17 protein-coding genes are annotated in these 18,199 nt (G+C 73.2%); 11 read left to right on the top strand and 6 right to left on the bottom strand.

Features of this window, described 5'->3' with window-relative positions; all coding sequences use genetic code 11:
* Positions 1-23: 23 nt before the first annotated feature.
* The gene (locus OC490_RS35075; protein WP_262062069.1) at positions 24-731 is read right to left on the bottom strand and encodes an LmbU family transcriptional regulator; all 708 of its coding nucleotides are present in this window, start codon (positions 729-731) and stop codon (positions 24-26) included.
* A gap of 140 nt (positions 732-871) precedes the next feature.
* Positions 872-1,090 carry an MbtH family protein gene (locus OC490_RS35070; protein ID WP_262062068.1) on the bottom strand — a complete coding sequence of 73 codons (219 nt, stop codon included), beginning with the start codon at positions 1,088-1,090 and terminating at the stop codon, positions 872-874.
* 1,441 nt (positions 1,091-2,531) lie between these two features.
* Between OC490_RS35070 and OC490_RS35065 the strand changes: the two genes are divergently transcribed.
* From OC490_RS35065 to OC490_RS35030, 8 genes are all read left to right on the top strand, one after another.
* Complete coding sequence (locus OC490_RS35065) at positions 2,532-3,707, top strand: serine hydrolase domain-containing protein (RefSeq protein ID WP_262062067.1); 1,176 nt, start codon at positions 2,532-2,534, stop codon at positions 3,705-3,707.
* 40 nt (positions 3,708-3,747) lie between these two features.
* Positions 3,748-4,776, top strand: a complete 1,029-nt coding sequence (gene argC / locus OC490_RS35060) for an N-acetyl-gamma-glutamyl-phosphate reductase (RefSeq protein WP_262062066.1) — start codon at positions 3,748-3,750, stop codon at positions 4,774-4,776.
* A 55-nt stretch (positions 4,777-4,831) separates the two neighbouring features.
* Positions 4,832-5,983, top strand: a complete 1,152-nt coding sequence (gene argJ / locus OC490_RS35055; protein WP_262062065.1) for a bifunctional glutamate N-acetyltransferase/amino-acid acetyltransferase ArgJ — start codon at positions 4,832-4,834, stop codon at positions 5,981-5,983.
* Positions 5,980-7,296, top strand: a complete 1,317-nt coding sequence (locus tag OC490_RS35050) for an acetylornithine transaminase (RefSeq protein WP_262062064.1) — start codon at positions 5,980-5,982, stop codon at positions 7,294-7,296. Before argJ ends, OC490_RS35050 begins: the two co-directional genes overlap by 4 nt.
* Before the next feature lie 157 nt (positions 7,297-7,453).
* Complete coding sequence (locus tag OC490_RS35045; RefSeq protein WP_262062063.1) at positions 7,454-8,140, top strand: DUF4097 domain-containing protein; 687 nt, start codon at positions 7,454-7,456, stop codon at positions 8,138-8,140.
* Between the two features lie 28 nt (positions 8,141-8,168).
* Entirely contained in the window at positions 8,169-9,134 is a 966-nt protein-coding gene (locus OC490_RS35040) for an ATP-binding cassette domain-containing protein (RefSeq protein WP_262062062.1), read from the top strand.
* Positions 9,131-9,934, top strand: a complete 804-nt coding sequence (locus tag OC490_RS35035; protein WP_262062061.1) for an ABC transporter permease — start codon at positions 9,131-9,133, stop codon at positions 9,932-9,934. Before OC490_RS35040 ends, OC490_RS35035 begins: the two co-directional genes overlap by 4 nt.
* A gap of 183 nt (positions 9,935-10,117) precedes the next feature.
* Positions 10,118-10,882, top strand: a complete 765-nt coding sequence (locus tag OC490_RS35030) for an LmbU family transcriptional regulator (protein WP_262062060.1) — start codon at positions 10,118-10,120, stop codon at positions 10,880-10,882.
* A 28-nt stretch (positions 10,883-10,910) separates the two neighbouring features.
* On the opposite strand, the gene OC490_RS35025 is transcribed toward OC490_RS35030, so the two are convergent.
* Entirely contained in the window at positions 10,911-11,564 is a 654-nt protein-coding gene (locus tag OC490_RS35025; protein ID WP_262062059.1) for an FMN-binding negative transcriptional regulator, read from the bottom strand.
* Between the two features lie 429 nt (positions 11,565-11,993).
* On the opposite strand from OC490_RS35025, the gene OC490_RS35020 reads away from it, so the two are divergent.
* From OC490_RS35020 to OC490_RS35010, 3 genes are all read left to right on the top strand, one after another.
* Positions 11,994-13,346: a lysine N(6)-hydroxylase/L-ornithine N(5)-oxygenase family protein gene (locus OC490_RS35020; RefSeq protein WP_262062058.1), complete on the top strand. Its 1,353-nt coding sequence runs from the start codon at positions 11,994-11,996 to the stop codon at positions 13,344-13,346.
* A 275-nt stretch (positions 13,347-13,621) separates the two neighbouring features.
* Positions 13,622-14,530: an acetylglutamate kinase gene (gene argB, locus OC490_RS35015; protein ID WP_262062057.1), complete on the top strand. Its 909-nt coding sequence runs from the start codon at positions 13,622-13,624 to the stop codon at positions 14,528-14,530.
* Entirely contained in the window at positions 14,527-15,150 is a 624-nt protein-coding gene (locus OC490_RS35010; RefSeq protein ID WP_262062056.1) for a hypothetical protein, read from the top strand. The genes argB and OC490_RS35010 overlap by 4 nt, the downstream gene beginning before the upstream one ends.
* A gap of 54 nt (positions 15,151-15,204) precedes the next feature.
* On the opposite strand, the gene OC490_RS35005 is transcribed toward OC490_RS35010, so the two are convergent.
* The 3 genes from OC490_RS35005 to OC490_RS34995 all read right to left on the bottom strand — a co-directional run bounded on the left by OC490_RS35005 (position 15,205) and on the right by OC490_RS34995 (position 17,652).
* The gene (locus OC490_RS35005; RefSeq protein WP_262062055.1) at positions 15,205-16,137 is read right to left on the bottom strand and encodes an AfsR/SARP family transcriptional regulator; all 933 of its coding nucleotides are present in this window, start codon (positions 16,135-16,137) and stop codon (positions 15,205-15,207) included.
* A complete protein-coding gene (locus OC490_RS35000; RefSeq protein ID WP_262062054.1) occupies positions 16,134-16,889 on the bottom strand; it encodes a thioesterase II family protein in 756 nt (251 codons plus the stop codon). Before OC490_RS35000 ends, OC490_RS35005 begins: the two co-directional genes overlap by 4 nt.
* Before the next feature lie 301 nt (positions 16,890-17,190).
* On the bottom strand, positions 17,191-17,652 hold the full coding sequence (locus tag OC490_RS34995; protein ID WP_262062053.1) for a nuclear transport factor 2 family protein: 462 nt from the start codon (positions 17,650-17,652) through the stop codon (positions 17,191-17,193).
* Between the last annotated feature and the right edge of the window lie 547 nt (positions 17,653-18,199).

Below are 18,199 nucleotides of genomic sequence, written 5' to 3'. Positions count from 1 at the left end.
TGCGTCTGTGAGCTGCTGCTTCTTCAGGCGGTGCGCAGGTCGGCGGTACGCAGGTCGGCGGTGCGCCGGTCGGCGGTGTCGAGCATCCGGGTGATCCACCGGCCGACGGGCAGGCCGTGTGCGGCGGCCGCCCGGGAGTAGTGCTCCAGCTGGTCGGCGGACAGCTCGATGGTGAGCGTGGTGGCCTGCTGCCGGCGCCGCTCGGCGAGGGCCGGCTCGACGGGCGGCGGCAGCTCCTGCTTCCCGGCGTCCGTGCCCGGGGAGAGGCCGGTCCCGTCGCTCTGCGCGGCCAGGCCGGCGCGGAGCGCCCTGCGCAGTTCGTTGCGCGACCACTTCCGCTGTTCGGCCATGCGCAGCCAGTAGTCCTGCTCCGGCGGCGAGAGGCGGGTGACCTCGGCGTGGTGGGCGAAGCTGAGGCTGTCGCGCCTGCGGTGGGGCTCGAACCGCCGGGCCACCCACGCGTAGTTGCGCAGGGTCTGGTAGTCGAGCCCGGTGCGCTCGATCGCCTCCTTGTACCGCCGCCACCCGTAGGTGGCCTCGCCGTAGATCAGCCAGTCGGCGAGCCACCACGCCGAGGAGTTCACGAGTTCGCGCAGGTTGGTGCCGATCCGCTCCCAGGACCGCTCCGGCAGGTTGGGAGGCAGGACCATGCCCGACTTGCGCACCGTGGCCTGCGGCCCCACGAAGGACAGGACCGCGTCGCCCTGCGCCGGCTCACGGCCGGCGTCCACGGGCCTGGGTTTGTTCCCGCCCCCGGTTCTCACAGCCCCCGTCACAGCCTTCATCTCCCCACTCGAAGTGTCTTCCTGGGCGCGGACCGGCCGGGGCGGACGACAGCGTCGTCCCGGCCGGGTCCGCGGGGGTGCGGCGTTCAGTCCACCGCCGCCATGGCCTCCTGCAGGCTCTTGGGCCGCAGGTCGGTCCAGTTCTGTTCGACGTACTGCAGGCACTCGGCCTTGGCCGCCTCGCCGAAGACCACCCGCCAGCCCGCGGGCACCTCGGCGAACACCGGCCACAGGGAGTGCTGCTCCTCGTCGTTGACGACCACGTAGAAGCGGCCGTCCGCGTCGTCGAAGGGGTTCGTGCTCAACTGGGCACCGTCCTTGTCCGTCAGAGGGTGACTCGGGATGGGACATCGCCGGGCCGGCTGCGCGAGGCGCCGGGCGCGGGTCCGCCGTGCGGTGTCCGTCCGGTCGACGGGACACCCGGCTGTCCGGTCGACAGGACAGCCGGCGCCGGTGGCGGCCCCGGCGATGTCCCGAAACCGTAGGGAGCCGGTCGTCGGCGCTACAAGGGGCGCCGGGCTCACCGGCCACCTGCCGTCCGCCCTCGTCCGCACCCCGCCGTGATCCTCTGTACCCGGCCGGTTTCCTGTGCCACGATGCCGCGCCCGCGGGCCGCCGCCCGCCTGGCGGTGCCGCACCCGCCGGCCGGCCCAACAGCCCACGCCACCCTGCCCCGGACCCGGCCGGGGCACCGGCCACAGCGCACCCGCGGGCTCGACCACGTCACACCCGAGGCCCGCTCAAGAACCGCCCGACCGGCAGCGGAGTCCCCCCGGTGCCGGTGCCGGTGCCGGGCCCGCCCGGGTCCGGCAGTGTTCTGTCGTGCGGAGGCGTGCGGTCCGGTCCGAGGGGAGCGGTGGACGGCACACGACCCGCGCTGTGCCTGTTCGTCCTGCGCCACGCGGGCGGCTCGCATGTGCTGTGCCGCCCGCGGGCCGGCCTGCCGGACACCGGGGAGGTGCGGCTGCCCGGCTGACCGGCGCCCCGGGGCGCGGCCTTCTCCTCGGCCTGCCGCAGATCGGCGACGTCCGAACCGGGCTGCTCCTGGGTCCTGTTCGGGCACGGCAGGGGCGCCCTCGTGGCGTACGGGACCACCCGGCGGGCCGTCGGGCGGGGCCGGCCGGCGCCGGTGCGGGCCGGTGTCCCCGCGCGCCGCGCCACGGGTGGCGGGCGGTGCGGCGGGCGGCGTGAGCTGCCCGGCGCCGGGCTGCGCGCGTCCGAAGGTGCTCGGCGGCACGCCCGGCGCTGTCCGAACCGGTCGTCCGGGCCGGCCCGCTCCTGGCGGGCGGCCGGCGTCCCGTTCCCGGCGGCGGGGACCGCTCCGCGTCACCGCGGCGGCCGGCCGGGCGGAGCACGCCGAGCGCTTCCCGGGCCTGCGGGTCTTCGACGGCGGTCACTTCTCCTTCCTTCCGGGACGATCCCGCTCCCCTTGCCGCGGCGGATCGCACGGGACGCGGCCACGGCGCCGGACGCGGCACGGGCACAGGCGTCCGCCCCTCCCCCGCGATGACCCGGGCCGCTCCCGGCGTGTCCCGGAGGGTCCTCCCCGTCCCGGCAGAACGATCGGTTCCGGCCGCCCGCGCGACACCGCGGCGGACGAACGGACGTCACCGCACCTGCGCCTTCCCGGCCACGGTGTCGCCGCACGAGTTGCCCGCGAGCGGGCCGTCCTACGGTGCCGCCACGAACCGCACCGGTACGGATCCGGCCAGTGTGCGCAGGAGACGAGGAAACGGGGAAACGGGGATGACGATGCGGAACAGGCCAAGAGCCGGCGTGGTCGGTCTGGCGGCGGTGGCCCTCACGGCCGCCGTCCTCACGGGCCCCGCCCGGGCAGCGGGCGGCACGGCCGTGGGGGCGGCCGGCCACGGGAGCACGCAGCGGGCGATCGAGGCGGCCGTGGCGGCCGGTGTTCCCGGCGTCACCGCCGAGGTGCGGGACGCCGCCGGGGTCTGGAAGACGGCGGCGGGCGTCGGCAACCGGGAGACGGGCGCGCCGCGCGGCAGGAACGACCGGTTCCGCACCGGCAGCGTCACCGACACCTTCGTCGCGACGGTCCTGCTCCAGATGGAGGCGGAGAAGAAGATCGGCCTCGACGACCCGGTCGAGCGCTACCTGCCCGGTGTGGTGAGCGGCAACGGCAACGACGGCGCCACGATCACCGTCCGCCAGCTCCTCAACCACACCAGCGGCCTGTTCGACTACCTCGCCGACGAGCCGTACTACCGGACGTACACCATGGGCGACAGCTTCCTTCAGCACCGCTACGACACCCTGACGCCCCAGCAGCGGCTGCAGGTGGCCTTCTCCCACGCGCCGCTGTTCCAGCCCGGTGCCCGGCACTCGTTCTCCCACACCAACGACGTCCTGGCGGCACTGATCGTCCAGAAGGTCAGCGGCAGGCCGTACGAGGACGAGGTGCGCCGGCGCATCATCGAGCCCCTGGGGCTGCGGGCGACGTCCAACCCCGGCACGAGCAGCGACCTGCCCCGGCCGAGCAGCCGCGGCTACTCCAAGCTCTTCTACGACTCCCAGCCGGACCGGATCGACGACGTCACCGAGCTGAACGGGTCGCAGAACTGGGGCGACGGCGACATCATCTCCAGCGCCCACGACCTGAACCTGTTCTACCGGGCCCTGCTGGGCGGAAGGCTGCTGCCGGCGCAGCAGCTGAGGGAGATGAAGACGACCGTCGTCAACCCCGACCTGCCGATCTCGTCCTACGGGCTCGGCATCGAGCGCCTCACGATGAGCTGCGGCGACATCTGGTACCACGACGGCGGCGTGGTGGGGTCGCTGACGCTGGCCGCCTTCACCGAGGACGGCCGCCACGAGCTCACCTTCAACTACAACGGCGACTGGGACGCGTCGGGGATCCTCCCCATCCTGAGCGCCGAGTTCTGCGACGAGACGTCCGGCTGACGCCGCAACGGACCCCTACCGCGTCCCACCAGGAGAGCCGATGACAGTGCGAGCAGCCGTGGCCGGAGCGAGCGGCTACGCGGGGGGCGAACTCCTGCGCCTGCTCCTGGCCCACCCCGAAGTGGAGATCGGTGCCCTGACCGGGCACTCCAGCGCGGGACAGCGGCTGGGCACGCTCCAGCCGCACCTGGCGGCGCTGGCCGGGCGGGAGGTGGGGCCCACCACCGCCGGCGCCCTTCGGGGGCACGACGTCGTCTTCCTCGCCCTGCCGCACGGCCGGTCCGCCGCCGTGGCCGGGCAGTTGGGCGACGACACGCTCGTCGTCGACTGCGGGGCGGACTTCCGTCTCGCGGACCCGGCCGACTGGGAGACGTTCTACGGCTCGCCGCACGCCGGGACCTGGCCCTACGGACTGCCCGAACTGCCGGGCGCCCGCGCGAAGTTGGCGGGCGCCCGGCGCATCGCGGTGCCGGGCTGCTACCCGACCGCCGTGTCCCTGGCGCTCTTCCCCGCCTACGCGGCGGACCTGGCCGAGCCGGAGGCGGTGGTCGTCGCGGCGTCCGGCACGTCCGGCGCCGGCAGGACGCCCCGGGCGGACCTGCTCGGCAGCGAGGTCATGGGGTCCATGCGGCCCTACGGCGTGGGCGGCGGCCACCGGCACACTCCGGAGATGGTGCAGAACCTCAGCGCCGTGGCGGGTCACCGGGTCGCCGTCTCCTTCACCCCGACCCTGGCCCCCATGCCGCGCGGCATCCTCGCCGTCTGCTCCGCCGCGGCCCGGCCCGGCGTCGGCGCCCGGGACGTACGGGCCGCGTACGAGAAGGCACTGGCCGGCGAGCCGTTCCTGCGGCTGCTGCCCGAGGGGCAGTGGCCCAGCACCGCGGCCGTGCACGGGTCGAACGCCGTCCAGGTCCAGGTGGCCCTGGACCCGGCGGTCGGCCGGGTCATCGCGGTCGGCGCCGTCGACAACCTCACCAAGGGCACCGCGGGCGGCGCCGTGCAGAGCATGAACATCGCCCTGGGTCTCGCCGAGGGGCTGGGGCTTTCCACGACCGGAGTCGCGCCGTGATCCGGGGCGGCACGGACATCGGCCGCCGGCGCGGCGGGCCGAACGAGGAGGTGCAGTGAGCGTCACCGCAGCACGAGGCTTCACGGCGGCGGGCATCGCCGCGGGAATCAAGGACAACGGCAGCGAGGATCTGGCGCTGGTCGTCAACAACGGGCCGCGCTGTGCCGCGGCGGGTGTCTTCACCTCCAACCGTGTGCAGGCCGCCCCCGTCCAGTGGTCCCGGCAGGTCCTGGCCGACGGCGGGATCCGCGCGGTCGTGCTCAACTCCGGCGGCGCCAACGCCTGTACCGGAGCGCAGGGACTGAAGGACACGCGGGCCACCGCCGAGCGGGCCGCCGAGCTGCTCGGCCTCGACCCCGGCGACGTGGCGGTCTGTTCCACCGGGCTCATCGGGGTGCCGCTGCCGATGGACCGGCTCCTGCCCGGCGTCGGGAGCGCCGTCACCCGGCTGTCCGCGGCCGGCGGCGCGGACGCGGCGCGTGCGGTCATGACCACCGACACCGTGCCCAAGACGGCCGCCGTGGCCCGGGGCGGGTGGAGTGTCGGCGGCATGGCCAAGGGCGCGGGCATGCTCGCCCCCGGGCTCGCCACCATGCTGGCCGTGCTCACCACGGACGCCGACCTCGGCAGCGGCGCGCTGGCGCGGGCGCTGCGGGACGCCGTCCGGGTCACCTTCGACCGGGTCGACTCCGACGGCTGCATGTCGACCAACGACACCGTGCTGCTGCTCGCCTCCGGCGCCGCCCGCATCGCCCCCGCATACGGCGAGTTCGCGGAGGCCGTCCGCACGGTCTGCGCCGATCTGGCCCGGCAGCTGATCGGGGACGCGGAGGGCGCGAGCAAGGAGATCCGCATCGAGGTCACGGGCGCCGCGAGCGAGGACGACGCCGTCGAGGTGGGCCGCGCCATCGCCCGCAGCAACCTCCTGAAGTGCGCGATCCACGGCGAGGACCCCAACTGGGGACGGGTGCTGTCCGCGATCGGCACCACCCGGGCCGCCTTCGAACCCGACCGGCTCGACGTCGCCATCAACGGCGTGCCGGTCTGCCGGGGCGGCTCCGTCGGCGAGGACCGCGCGCTGGTGGACATGACCGGCCGCGGCGTCGACATCACCGTGGGCCTCGCCGCCGGCACCGACTCCGCCGTCGTCTGGAGCAACGACCTCACCGCCGCCTACGTCCACGAGAACAGCGAGTACGCCTCATGAGCCCTTTCGGACGGACCGGCGCGGCGGTCGTGCCGGACGGCGGCGGCCCGGCCGCGGGCAACGGCACACGGGAGGACGCGGCGGGCGCCGGGGCGGCCAACGCGGCGCTGACCGGCCGCTGGCAGAGCGTCATGATGGACAACTTCGGCACTCCCCGGCTGCCGCTGGCCGAGGGCCGGGGCTGCCGGGTCCGGGACGCCGAGGGCAACGCGTACCTGGACTTCTTCGCCGGCATCGCGGTCAACGCGCTCGGCCACGCGCATCCCGCGGTCGTAGGGGCCGTCTGCGCGCAGGTCGCCTCCCTCGGGCACGTCTCCAACCTGTTCGTCGCCGAGCCGACCGTGCGCCTCGCCGAACGCCTGCTGCACCTCGCCGGGCGGGAGGGCCGGGTCTACTTCTGCAACTCCGGCGCCGAGGCCAACGAGGCGGCCTTCAAGATCGGCAGGCTCACCGGCCGTACGCACATGGTGTCGGCCGTCGGCGGCTTCCACGGCCGCACCATGGGGGCCCTGGCCCTCACCGGCCAGGGCGCCAAACAGCGCCCGTTCCTGCCGCTGCCGGGTGAGGTCGCCCATGTGCCCTACGGGGACGTGGCGGCCCTGCGCGCCGCCGTCACCGAGGACACCGCGCTGCTGGTCCTGGAGCCCGTGCAGGGGGAGAACGGCGTGGTCGTGCCGCCGCCCGGCTATCTGCGGGCGGCCCGCGAGATCACCGCGGCGAGCGGAACCCTCCTCGTCCTGGACGAGGTCCAGACCGGCATCGGGCGCACCGGCCACTGGTTCGCGGCCCAGGCCGACGGGGTCGAGGCGGACGTCGTCACCCTCGCCAAGGGCCTCGGCGGCGGTCTGCCCATCGGCGCGACGCTCGCCTTCGGCGCCGCCGCGCACCTGCTCACACCCGGCACGCACGGCTCCACCTTCAGCGGCAACCCCGTGGTGTGCGCGGCCGCCCTGGCCGTACTGGACACCATCGAGCGGGAGGGTCTCCTCGACCGGGTGGTCCGGGCCGGGACGCGGCTGCGGCGCGGTCTGGAGGACCTGGCCCATCCGCTGGTGCGCGAGGTCCGCGGTGCCGGCCTGCTGGTGGGCGTCGTGCTCCGCGGGAACCTCGCGGCACGCGTGCAGCAGGCCGCCCAGGACAGGGGTCTGCTGGTGAACGCGGCGGTGCCGGACGTGATCCGGCTCGCCCCGCCGCTGATCGTGTCGGACCGCGAGGTGGACACCTTCCTCGACGGGTTCGGGGCGGCGCTGTCCGAGGTCCATGCCGGAACCGATGTCACCACGGAGCGTTCACCCACAGCCCATTGCAACTGACCAGGTTGCCACTGTTGCATTAAATTCATATCCATTGCAACAATTTAACAGCTTTGAACTGCGACAACGCATACAGTGCGCAACAGCCTTGTTGCCAGATCATTGAATGCAACGTAGCGTTTTCTACATCGGAAACAACAAGCCCAAGGAGCACCCGATGCTGAAGACCGAGTACGCGACGCAGAAGTTCGACACCCCCGCCCCCATCTCCGCCGAGGTCGACATCCCCGCCGGACGCATCCAGTTCATCGCCGCCGACCGGGCCGACACCGTGGTCGAGATCCGGCCCGCCAACCCGGCCAGGAGCCGCGACGTGAAGGCGGTCGAGGGGATCAGGGCCGCCTTCGAGGACGGCGTCCTGCGGATCGCGGGCACGGAGGCGGCCCACCGGTTCCTCGGTCACTCCGGGTCCGTCGAGGTCTCCGTCATGCTGCCCGCCGGCTCCCGGGTCGAGGCGAAGGCCGCCGGCGCCGAGTTCCGCGGCGTCGGACGCCTCGGCGACGTCGCCTTCTCGGGCGGCTACCGCTCGGTCAAGCTCGACGAGGCCGCGAGCGCCCGCCTCAGCGTCCACGAGGGCGAGGTCTCGGTCGGCCGCCTCAACGGCCCCGCCGAGATCAGTGTCCAGAAGGGCGGCATCCAGATCGGCGAGGCCGTGCGCGGCACGGTCAGCCTGAGCAGCCGGCACGGCGACATCACGGTCGCCGCCGCGCGCGGCGTCTCCGCCTCCCTGGACGCAGAGACCGGTTACGGCCACATCCACAACTCCCTGCGGAACACCGGCACTTCGGACCTGAGCCTGCACGCCAGCACCACCTACGGCGACATCACCGCCCGCAGCCTCTGACCGCCCGCAGCCCCGGAGGAACACCCTCATGAGCACTTTGGCCATCGCGGCGAACGGGCTGCGCAAGTCCTACGGAGACAAGGTCGTGCTCGACGGCATCGACCTGGCCGTCCCGTACGGGACGGTCTTCTCCCTGCTCGGCCCGAACGGCGCCGGGAAGACCACCGCCGTCAACATCCTCTCCACCCTCGTCCGCGCCGACGCCGGCGACCTGCGCGTCGGCGGCCACGACCTCGCCGCCGACCCCCAGGCCGTACGCGCCGCGATCGGCGTCACCGGGCAGTTCTCCGCCGTCGACAGCCTGATCACCGGCGAGGAGAACATGCTCCTCATGGCGGACCTGCACCATCTGCCCAGGGCCGAGGGGCGGCGGGTCGCCGCCGCCCTCCTGGAGCGGTTCGACCTGGCCGAGGCCGCGAGGAAGCCCGCCTCCACCTACTCCGGCGGCATGAAGCGCCGCCTCGACCTCGCCATGACCCTGGTCGGCAGCCCGCGGATCATCTTCCTGGACGAGCCGACCACCGGCCTCGACCCGCGCTCCCGCCACACCATGTGGGGCATCGTCCGCGAGCTCGTCTCCGACGGCGCCACCGTCCTGCTCACCACCCAGTACCTGGAGGAGGCCGACCGCATCGCCGACCGCATCGCCGTGCTGGACAACGGCCGGATCGCCGCCGAGGGCACCGCCGCGGAGCTGAAGCGGCTCGTCCCGGGCGGGCACGTGCGGCTGCGCTTCACCGACCCCGCCACGTACCGCTTCGCCGCCTCCACGCTGCGCGGGGCCACCCGGGACGACGAGGCGCTGGCGCTGCAGATCGTCAGCGACGGCACCCAGCAGGAGCTGCACTCCATCCTCGACTGGCTCAACGCGGCCGGCATCGAGGCGGACGAGCTGACCGTGCACACCGCCGACCTCGACGACGTGTTCTTCGCCCTCACCGACAACGGCGGGCTGCCGGTCCGGCCCGACCAGCCCGAGGAGACCCTGCGATGAGCTCCTCCCCGGCTCCCACCCGCCCGACCCGGTTCTCCCTCGCCGTGCGCGACTCCTCCACGATGCTGCGCCGCAACCTGCTGCACGCCCGGCGCCACCCCTCCCTCACCCTGAACCTGCTGCTCACCCCGGTCATGCTGCTGTTGCTGTTCGTCTACATCTTCGGCGGCGCGATGAGCGGCGGCGCGGGCCGCTCGGCCTACCTCGCCTACCTCGTGCCCGGCATCCTGCTGATGACGATCGGCTCCACGGTGATCGGCACCGCGGTGTCCGTCTCCACCGACATGAGCGAGGGCATCATCGCCCGCTTCCGCACCATGGCCATCCACCGGGGCTCGGTCCTCGTCGGACATGTCGTCGGCAGCGTTCTGCGGTCGGTGCTGAGCGTGGTCCTCGTCGCCGCCGTCGGCGTGGCCATCGGCTTCCGCTCCAGCGGTGCCGGCGTCCTCGACTGGCTCGCGGCGTTCGGGCTGATCGTCCTGTTCGCCCTGGCGCTCACCTGGATCGCGGTCGGCACGGGCCTGGTCAGCCCGACCGCGGAGGCGGCCAGCAACAACGCCCTGCCGCTGATCCTGCTGCCGCTGCTGTCCAGCGCCTTCGTCCCGCTGCGCTCCATGCCCGGCTGGTTCCGGCCGATCGCCCACTACCAGCCGTTCACCCCCGCCGTCGAGACCCTGCGCGGCCTCCTCCTCGGCACGGAGATCGGCGACAGCTGGTGGATCGCCCTGGTGTGGTGCCTGGGCCTCGCGGTGCTCGGCCATGTCTGGTCGACCTCGAAGTTCGGCCAGGACGCGAACTGACACCCGTCCGCCGGTTCCCTTTCCGACGCACGGCCGATCCGCGGGCGCCGCATGTCCCGGCGGGAAGGACGGGTGTCGTGCCACGGAGAATTTCTACGCGCAACCGTTCGAGTACCGCTCCGGTGCCGCCCCAGGCCGTTCCGCGAGGCTTGTCGACGGTTATATGCACCGTTCTCAGGAGGCATGATGGCGCATCACGCCGGTCAGACCGCGCAGTCGCACGGCGGCACGGCGGCCACCGTCCCGCAGGTGACGCCGCGGCCGGCACGCGCCACGGCGTCCGCGCCGCGCCGGGTCCCGGTGCTGACGACCAGGGTGGGCCTGCAGATGCCCGCCAAGATGGCCTACGACGAGTGGGAGCGGGCCGGCCGGCAGCTCGCCGACGTCCTGGACTCGTCCTCCTGGTGGCTGGGCGACTGGCTGGTGTACGGCAAGGACCACTACACCGACCGCTACCAGCGCGGGATCCGCGCCGCCGGCCTGTCGTACCAGACCCTGCGCAACTACGCGTGGGTCTCGCGGCGTTTCGACCTCACCCGGCGCCGCCCCGCCCTGAGCTTCCAGCACCACGCCGAACTGGCCTCCATGCCGGTCGCGGACCAGGAGGTCTGGCTCGACCGCGCCGAGCAGCGGGAGTGGTCCACCAAGCAGCTGCGCGGCGCCCTGCGCGCCGCGCGCCAGGGCGAGCCGCAGCCGGCCGCTCCCGCCGAGCCGAGCCGGCGCCTGGAGGTTCCCGGCAGCCGGCTGGAGTGGTGGCACCAGGCCGCGCAGCAGCTGGGCGTCGACTTCGAGCAGTGGGTGATGACCACGCTGGACAGCGCGGCGGCGACCGCTCTGGAGGAGCCCGGCACACCGGCGGAGCACCCCGGGGTCGCCGAACTCAAGGGCGTGCAGGGCAGGTTGGGGCTCGCCGAGCAGCGGACCCGGCCGGTGGCCATCAGCGCCTGAAGTCCCCGGCGCGGACGCCACCGGCGTCTCACGGCAGCCGGTTCATCAGCCCGGCGACCTCGCGCCGGTACGTGCAGCCGCTCTGCCCGAACGACGCCTGCACCCGCTCGCGCACCTCGCCCGGCTGCTCCTGGCTGAGCTTGAACATGCCCTCGGCCCCCGTGACCGTGAACCGGAAGGCTCCGACGGCGGGCAGGATCCGGCGGAAGTAGCCGAGCGACTCGGTCATGTCCCAGCCGTCGCCGAACGTCTTCTCGAAGGCGCGCACGGTGGACTGCACCACGCCGAGCGTCTCCTCGGCCGAGTCGATCTTCTCCACCACTCCCCTGACATGCACCGCGGTGAAGTTCCACGTCGGGGCGGCCGGAGTCGTCCCGTACACCGTGGGTGACACGTAGGAGTGCGGGCCGGTGAACGTCAGCAGCAGCACGCTGCCCGACTCCAGCGCCGCCCAGTGCGGGTTGGCCCGGTTCATGTGCCCGAGCAGTGTGGCCCCCGTCAGCTCGTTTCCGGCGCTGCCGGCGTCGCCGGAGGCGTCGGGGTCGAGGATGACCGGCAGGTGCGTGGCGAAGGGGCCGTTCTCACAGCTGCCGTTCGTCACCGCGAGAGCCAATGGGTTGTCGCGGATCAGCTCCGCCATCCAGGAATTATTCGGCTCGCGATAAAAGCCGGGCACGAACATTCGCATTCTCCTTTTCGGAAACCGGCCTGTTTCGAGAATCCCGGCCGACCGTACGACCGTCCCGCCGACAGGACAATGCTTCCACGTCCCGAGCGCCTGGAGAAGGTCTGGAGAAGCATTCCAGCGGTCTTCGATTCCTTTTCGAGAAATGCTCCAAAAACACCTTGATCCCGCTTTTCCACGCCCGGAGCCGCACGGTGCCGGCGAGCCCCGCCCCGAGCACGACACGCGGCGCACACGGCGGCGCCGGGCAATGCTCTCCTCGCCACCGCGCAGCGAAGTCACCCCTCTCACCAGGGACTCCGCCATCACTCCAGCGCCACAACACCGGATCTCAGGATCGAGTTGCCAACATCATGGCAAGGTTTTGCCAAGCCGGAAGGCGCTGTGGGCCACCGGTTGATTTCCAGACGCATCGGGAGCATTCACATGGAGACAACGGGCAGGCGGAGCGAAGAGGTCTACGACGTGGTCGGTATCGGGTTCGGCCCGTCCAACCTGTCGCTCGCAATCGCTCTGGAAGAACACGGGGCGAGCACTCCCCAGCATCCGGTCAGGGCCCACTTCTTCGAGCGGCAGCCCGCCTTCGGCTGGCACCGGAACATGCTGCTGCCGTCGACGACCATGCAGATCTCGTTCCTCAAGGACCTGGCGACGTACAGGAATCCGCTGTCCCGGTACAGCTTCGTCTCGTATCTGCACGCCTCCGGCCGGCTGGTGCAGTTCGTGAACAACCAGGACTTCTTCCCCACCCGCCAGGAGTTCCACCAGTACCTGGAGTGGGCCGCCGCCGATCTGGGCGACCGGGTCACCTACGGCACCGAGGTCACCTCGATCCGGTCCGTCGCCGGGGCAGGAGCGCCGGCGTCCGACCTCCTGGAGATCGAGGTGCGCGGCAGCGACGGTGCCACCCGGACGGTCACCGCACGCAACGTGGTCATCTCGACCGGCCTGGTGCCGCGCCTGCCGGAGGGAGTGACGTCCGACGAACGGGTGTGGCACAGCTCGGAGTTCCTCAGCAGGTTCCACGCGCAGGACCCCCAGGACCTCAAGAACGTGGTGGTGGTCGGCGCCGGCCAGAGCGCGGCCGAGATCACCCGGTTCTTCCACGACTCGCTGCCGCACGCCCAGGTTTCCGCGGTCGTCCCGTCCTACGGCTATGCCATCGCCGACGACACGCCCTTCGCCAACCAGGTGTTCGACCCCGCCGCGGTCGACGACCACTACTTCGGCACCGACCGGGCACGGGACGCCTTCTGGCGCTACCACCGCAACACCAACTACTCGGTGGTCGACTCCGACGTCATCCGGGACCTGTACCGGCGTTCCTACGACGAGCGGGTGCGCGACAGCACGCGGCTGCACTTCCGCAACCTCACCCGGGTCACCGACGTCAAGCGCGCCGGGGACGAGACGCGGGTGACCCTGCGCTCGCTGCTCGACGACCGGACGGAGGAACTCGCCGTCGACGCGCTGGTGTTCGCCACCGGCTACGACGGCCTGGACCCGGCCCGTCTGCTCGGCGACTTCGACCGGCACTTCCTGCGCGACACGGCGGGCAGGCACCAGGTGGAACGCGACTACCGCCTCGTCAGCGGGTCGGGGCTGACCAGCGGGGTCTACCTCCAGGGCGGCACCGAGCACACCCACGGCCTGTCCTCGGCCCTGCTGTCCAACATCGCGGTCCGCAGCGGCGAGATCGCCGATTCGATCGTGCTGCGGCGCACCGAGCGGGAGCTGAGCCGCACCCGCCCCGTGCCGGCCGCACGCTCGGCCGCCTGAAGGGGCGGGCCGAACCGCTGTCCCGTTGACAGGACGTGACCCCGCGGCAGGACACTCGAGAACCCGCGCGCGAGACCGCGGCGCGCACCTCTCGGGCCGGCCGGCGTTCACCGTCCCAGGAACCCGCATCACAGCCAAGTCCTTTCGTGCGGCTTTCCAGCACATGTCCACCGGTCGTGGGGTCCAGCCCGCGGCCGGGGTCCCCCACAGAAGGAGTTGTGACCCATGAGCGCCAACTTCCCGGTCGGCGGCCTCGTTCGACGGGCGAGGGTCTCATGACCGTCGGCGTGCACCAGGCCCGGGCCAAGGCCCGCGCCCTCGGCGACGCCGTGCCGTGGCTGGCCCGTCACCAGGGCCGGACGGTCGTCGTCAAACTGGGCGGACACGCCATGGTCGACGAGGACCTCACAGCGGCCTTCGCCCGCGACATCGTCTTCCTGCGCTACGCCGGGCTGCGGCCCGTGGTGGTGCACGGAGGCGGCCCCCAGATCGACGCCGAGCTCGAACGGCGCGGCATGAAACGCGAGTTCAAGGCGGGTCTGCGGGTCACCTCGCCGGCCGCGATGGGCGTGGTGCGCATGGTCCTCGCCGGCCAGGTGCAGCGCGAGCTGGTCGGGCTGATCAACCGTCACGGCCCGCTCGCCGTCGGCATGACCGGCGAGGACGCGAACACCCTCACCGCGGTACGGCACACGCCGTGGATCGACGGGGAACCGGTCGACGTCGGCCGGGTCGGCGTCATCACCGGTGTGGACACCGCCACCCTGGACGGCCTGCTGGCGAGCGGCCGGATCCCGGTGGTCTCGCCGCTCGCCCGCAGCGCCGAGGACGGCCTGGTCCACAACGTCAACGCCGACACCGCGGCGGCGGCGCTCGCGACCGCGCTGCGGGCCGAGACGCTCGTCATGCTGACGGACGTCGCGGGGCTGTGCGCGGGCTGGCCGCACAGTGCCGAGGTCATCCCGCGGCTGACGGCCGACGAGCTGGAGAAGCTGCTGCCGGAGCTGAGCGACGGCATGGTGCCCAAGATGACCGGCTGCCTGGAGGCCGTACGGGGCGGGGTGGGCGCGGCCCGGGTGATCGACGGGCGGATCCCGCACTCGGTCCTCCTGGAGATGTTCACCGACGACGGGACCGGGACGGTGATCGTGCCGGACCCGGACGAGGAGGAGGTCCTGCCGTGAACGAGCAGTGGCGACAGCGACAGCAACCGCGGGCCCTCGGGCAGCCGCCGGGCTCCGGGCGCGCCCCGCGACCGGCGGTCCTCGTCCAGGAGTTGGTCACCGCGGCCGGGACGGACGGGGACGAGGCCCGGGAGTGCGCGCGCCGACTCGCCGCCTGCCTGTCACCACAAGCCAGGTCCGTCCTGCTGGACGCCCTGACCGAGGCGGACCCGTGGCACGACGACGCCCCGGACGGGTACGGGACCGGTGGCGGGCTCTCCTTCGAGGGGCCCGGGTGCGCGGTGCCCCCGGCCCGTTCCACCCTGAGCCTCCTGCCGACGTACCGGGCACCCGGTCCGGACCGGCCGGTCGCGGTCCCCGGGCCCCGCGACGACCCGCCCGCCGCCGTCGTCCGCCTGCGGTTCGCCGACGCGGGCGCGCTCGACCGGGCCGCCGCCGCCTTCGACGGAGCGTGGAGCGACCCCGGGGCCCTCACCCTCCAGGTCCCCGCGGACGCGGGCGTCGCGACGCTGCGGGCCGTGCTCGCGGTCCTCGACGCGGCAGCGCTCGCACCCGAGTCGCTCACCGTGCACACGAACGAACTCGACGACGTCTTCGCCGCGTTCACCGGCCTGCTCTGAGTTCCCGGCAGGACCGCCGCCGCCCCGGAGCACCGGGCGGCGGTGGCCGCGGCGTCAGCGGCCCGCGCCCTGTTCCCGGACTCTGCGCAGCAGGTCCGCCTGGTCCTGGACCAGGCGGTCGATCCGGGTCTGGAGGCTCGCCGCCTCCGCCGCCAGGTCCGCGTCGCGCGGACGCGGTGCCGTCAGCGTGGGGCAGTGGTTGAGGACCGCCTCCAGGCGGCACCGCAGCGCCGGGCCGGGTTCCACACCGAGCGTGGAGACCAGACGGCGGCGCGCGCGCTCGTAGACGCCGAGGGCCTCCGACTGCCGGCCGCACCGGTACAGGGCGACCATCAGCAGGTCGTAGAGGCGCTCGCACAGCGGATGGGCGGCGGTGAGCCGTTCCAGGTCGCAGATGATCTCGGCGTGCCTGCCGCAGTTCAGGCTCGCCTCGTACAGGGCCTGCAGGGTGGTGAGGCGCTGCTCGCCGAGGCGGTCCGCCTCGGCCGTGCACAGGGGGCCGTGACAGCTGTCCTGCAGGGCCGTGCCCTGCCACAGCGCCAGTGCCTGGCCGAGGAGCCGGACCGCGTACCGGGGGTCCTGGGGGGCGGCCGCCCGGCCCTGGCCGGACAGCCGGGTGAAGTGCGCCACGTCGGTCGAGGCCCTCCCCAGGTTCAGCAGGTATCCGGTGGGCAGGGTGCTGATCCACTCGTGGCCCGGGGCCGGCAGCAGCCGGCGCAGCCGGGCGACGTGGCTGTGCAGAGCGCTCGGCGCGTTGGCGGGGGGCCGGTCGCCCCACAGCTCCTCCACCAGGCGGTCCACGGACAGCTGTTCGCCCGCGTGGACGACCAGGGCGGCGAGCAGGATCCGCTGCTTGGGGCCGGAGGGCGCGATGCCCGTCCCGGTCCCCCGGTCGTACACGACGACCGGCCCGAGCAGCCGGAACTCGGTCACCTCGGTCACCTGGGTGCGCACCGGGGCCGGTGCGGCGGGGGCGAGGACGGTCATCGCGCCACCGCGGACGGCGGGCGGGCGGCCGGCAGGGCGCGGCGCACGTCGTCCTGGATCCGCCGGGCGACCTCGGGGAGGTGGTCCTGGAAGTAGAAGTGGCCGCCGTCGAACAGATGCCGGCCCAGGAAGCGCTCGGTGACATCGGCCCAGCCGTCCAGGCGGTGCGGCGGCGCCACCTGGTCCCGGGTGCCGCCGAACACCGACAGGGGCACCGGCAGCGGCGCGGTGAGGGGTTCGGTGCGCCAGGTCTCGCTCATCCGCAGGTCGGCGCGGATGGTCGGCTCGAACAGCTCCCACAGCTCGTCGTGGTCCATGACCTCGGACGGTGTGCCGCCCATCGTCGCCAGCTCGTGCCGCAGTTCCGCGTCGGTCAGCAGGTGCCGGCGCACGGGGTCCCCGTCGGGGTGCAGCGTGCCGCGCGCGGACACGCCGAGCCAGAGCGGCGGTGTGCGGCCCAGGTCCAGGAGGCGGCGGGTCAGTTCATAGGCGACGAGTCCGCCCATGCTGTGCCCGAAGAACGCGTAGTGGCCCGTCAGCCCGGTGTCCAGCTCGCGCAGGAAGTGGTCGAGCAGGGCGCCCGCGTCGTTCAGCGCGGGGCGCCGGTCGCGCGGGCCGCGGCCCGGTGCGTCGGGGACCCGCACGTCCCAGTGGGCCGGGAAGCAGGACGGCCAGTCGCGGTACGCCAGATGCGAACCGCCGGAGTGGTGGAACACGAACAGGCGCAGTTCCGGCTCTTCCGCCTTCTGCATGGGCACTCCATCGACGAGACACTCCGGCGTCCGGCCCGACGACCCGGGGCCCGGACCAGGACGATGACGACGATAGCGGCGTCCCGCCCGCGACGGCCGCCGCCATCAGCGCACCTCGAACGGCTCTCGAGTCCTCGTGGACTCTCCCTCGTACGTCGACGCGCCCGCCCTCGTCGAAGACGGCGGGCGGGCGCGGACAGGGAGGGGATGTGCGTGTACGACCCTAGGCGGGGTTCGGCCCCAAGTCCCGTACCGTGTACGGAACTTCGAGCTCGCCTGGAGCGGTGTCCGCCGCTCCGGATCAGGCCAGGTCGTCGCGGGTCACCCGGCGGTGCGCGATGCGCCACTCGCCTCCGCGGCGGACCAGGACGTCCTCCATGACGCACACGTACAGCACCTTGGGGCCGCCCCGGCCCGGCGTGACGTACACCAGCGCCGAGCAGCGGGTGTGCAGCGACCCGTCCGCCTGCGGCCGTACGTCGAGCATGCCGACCCAGTGGTCGAGGCGGCTGCCGGCCCGCCGCTGCCGTGCCGCGCCGGCCCGCACATAGCCCTCCAGCCCGGCGCGCGCCCGCACCGGCTCGGGCCGGGACGGCAGCTGCAGCAGGGCGTCCTCGGCGAAGACCTCGGCCCAGCACTCGGTGTCGGGCGCGTCCAGGAGCCGCATCTGGTGCGCGTAGAACCGCTGCGCCTGCGCGTACAGGGAGGCGAACTCCCGGCCGGGCAGGGCGTGTTCGGCGGCGCCCACAAGCTCGACGGTCATGTCACAAGCCTCCGCTTCCGTCCGCGTCCCCGGGGTGGGGGGACGCCGGGGGGATTCCGGGCACTCCCAGGGATCCGCATTCGGTACGGACAGTCTTCGAGGCTGCGATGGAGCATCTTTCAAAACCGCCTCAAGCGCTCCTCCGCCGGCCGGTTGCCGCGATGCCGCTCAGGTCGCTGTCTGCGGCTGCGGTACGGCCCCGGTCCGGTCTGCCGGCTCGGGGGCGGGGCCGCCGGCGGACTGCCACCGTCCGGCGCGGGTGAACAGCAGGACCGTGCCGGGAACAGGACGGCGCTGTGCAGGGCGGGCAGGCCGGAGGAGCCGATGACGCCCAGAAAGGCCAGGCCGTTGCCGGGCGGCAGCAGGCCGAGAGTGTCCTTGCCGAGAAAGATCAGCGCGGCCTCCGTCCGGCATCAGGTCGGCGATCAGCGCGCCGAGCGTCCTGGCCGGAAGATCTCCTCCCGGGCCTCGTGCGGCCGATGGGCCGGCGGCTCAGCCGGTGACTGTCCAGGTGTCGCCGCCGGTGAGCAGTGCGGCGAGGTCGCCT

Source organism: Streptomyces sp. STR69, assembly GCF_024519455.1.
Taxonomy (GTDB): domain Bacteria; phylum Actinomycetota; class Actinomycetes; order Streptomycetales; family Streptomycetaceae; genus Streptomyces.
This window is presented reverse-complemented; position numbering and strand designations above follow the sequence as displayed.

Bases quoted from the DNA above. Each gene is read 5' to 3' on its own strand.
- OC490_RS35020 (WP_262062058.1), top strand. From the start codon at position 11,994: ATGGAGACAACGGGCAGGCGGAGCGAAGAGGTCTACGACGTGGTCGGT.
- OC490_RS35040 (WP_262062062.1), top strand. From the start codon at position 8,169: ATGAGCACTTTGGCCATCGCGGCGAACGGGCTGCGCAAGTCCTACGGA.
- OC490_RS35035 (WP_262062061.1), top strand. From the start codon at position 9,131: ATGAGCTCCTCCCCGGCTCCCACCCGCCCGACCCGGTTCTCCCTCGCC.
- OC490_RS35050 (WP_262062064.1), top strand. From the start codon at position 5,980: ATGAGCCCTTTCGGACGGACCGGCGCGGCGGTCGTGCCGGACGGCGGC.
- OC490_RS35030 (WP_262062060.1), top strand. From the start codon at position 10,118: ATGATGGCGCATCACGCCGGTCAGACCGCGCAGTCGCACGGCGGCACG.
- OC490_RS35025 (WP_262062059.1), bottom strand. From the start codon at position 11,564: ATGTTCGTGCCCGGCTTTTATCGCGAGCCGAATAATTCCTGGATGGCG.
- OC490_RS35000 (WP_262062054.1), bottom strand. From the start codon at position 16,889: ATGCAGAAGGCGGAAGAGCCGGAACTGCGCCTGTTCGTGTTCCACCAC.
- argB (WP_262062057.1), top strand. From the start codon at position 13,622: ATGACCGTCGGCGTGCACCAGGCCCGGGCCAAGGCCCGCGCCCTCGGC.
- OC490_RS35005 (WP_262062055.1), bottom strand. From the start codon at position 16,137: ATGACCGTCCTCGCCCCCGCCGCACCGGCCCCGGTGCGCACCCAGGTG.
- OC490_RS35065 (WP_262062067.1), top strand. From the start codon at position 2,532: ATGACGATGCGGAACAGGCCAAGAGCCGGCGTGGTCGGTCTGGCGGCG.
- OC490_RS34995 (WP_262062053.1), bottom strand. From the start codon at position 17,652: ATGACCGTCGAGCTTGTGGGCGCCGCCGAACACGCCCTGCCCGGCCGG.
- OC490_RS35045 (WP_262062063.1), top strand. From the start codon at position 7,454: ATGCTGAAGACCGAGTACGCGACGCAGAAGTTCGACACCCCCGCCCCC.
- argC (WP_262062066.1), top strand. From the start codon at position 3,748: ATGACAGTGCGAGCAGCCGTGGCCGGAGCGAGCGGCTACGCGGGGGGC.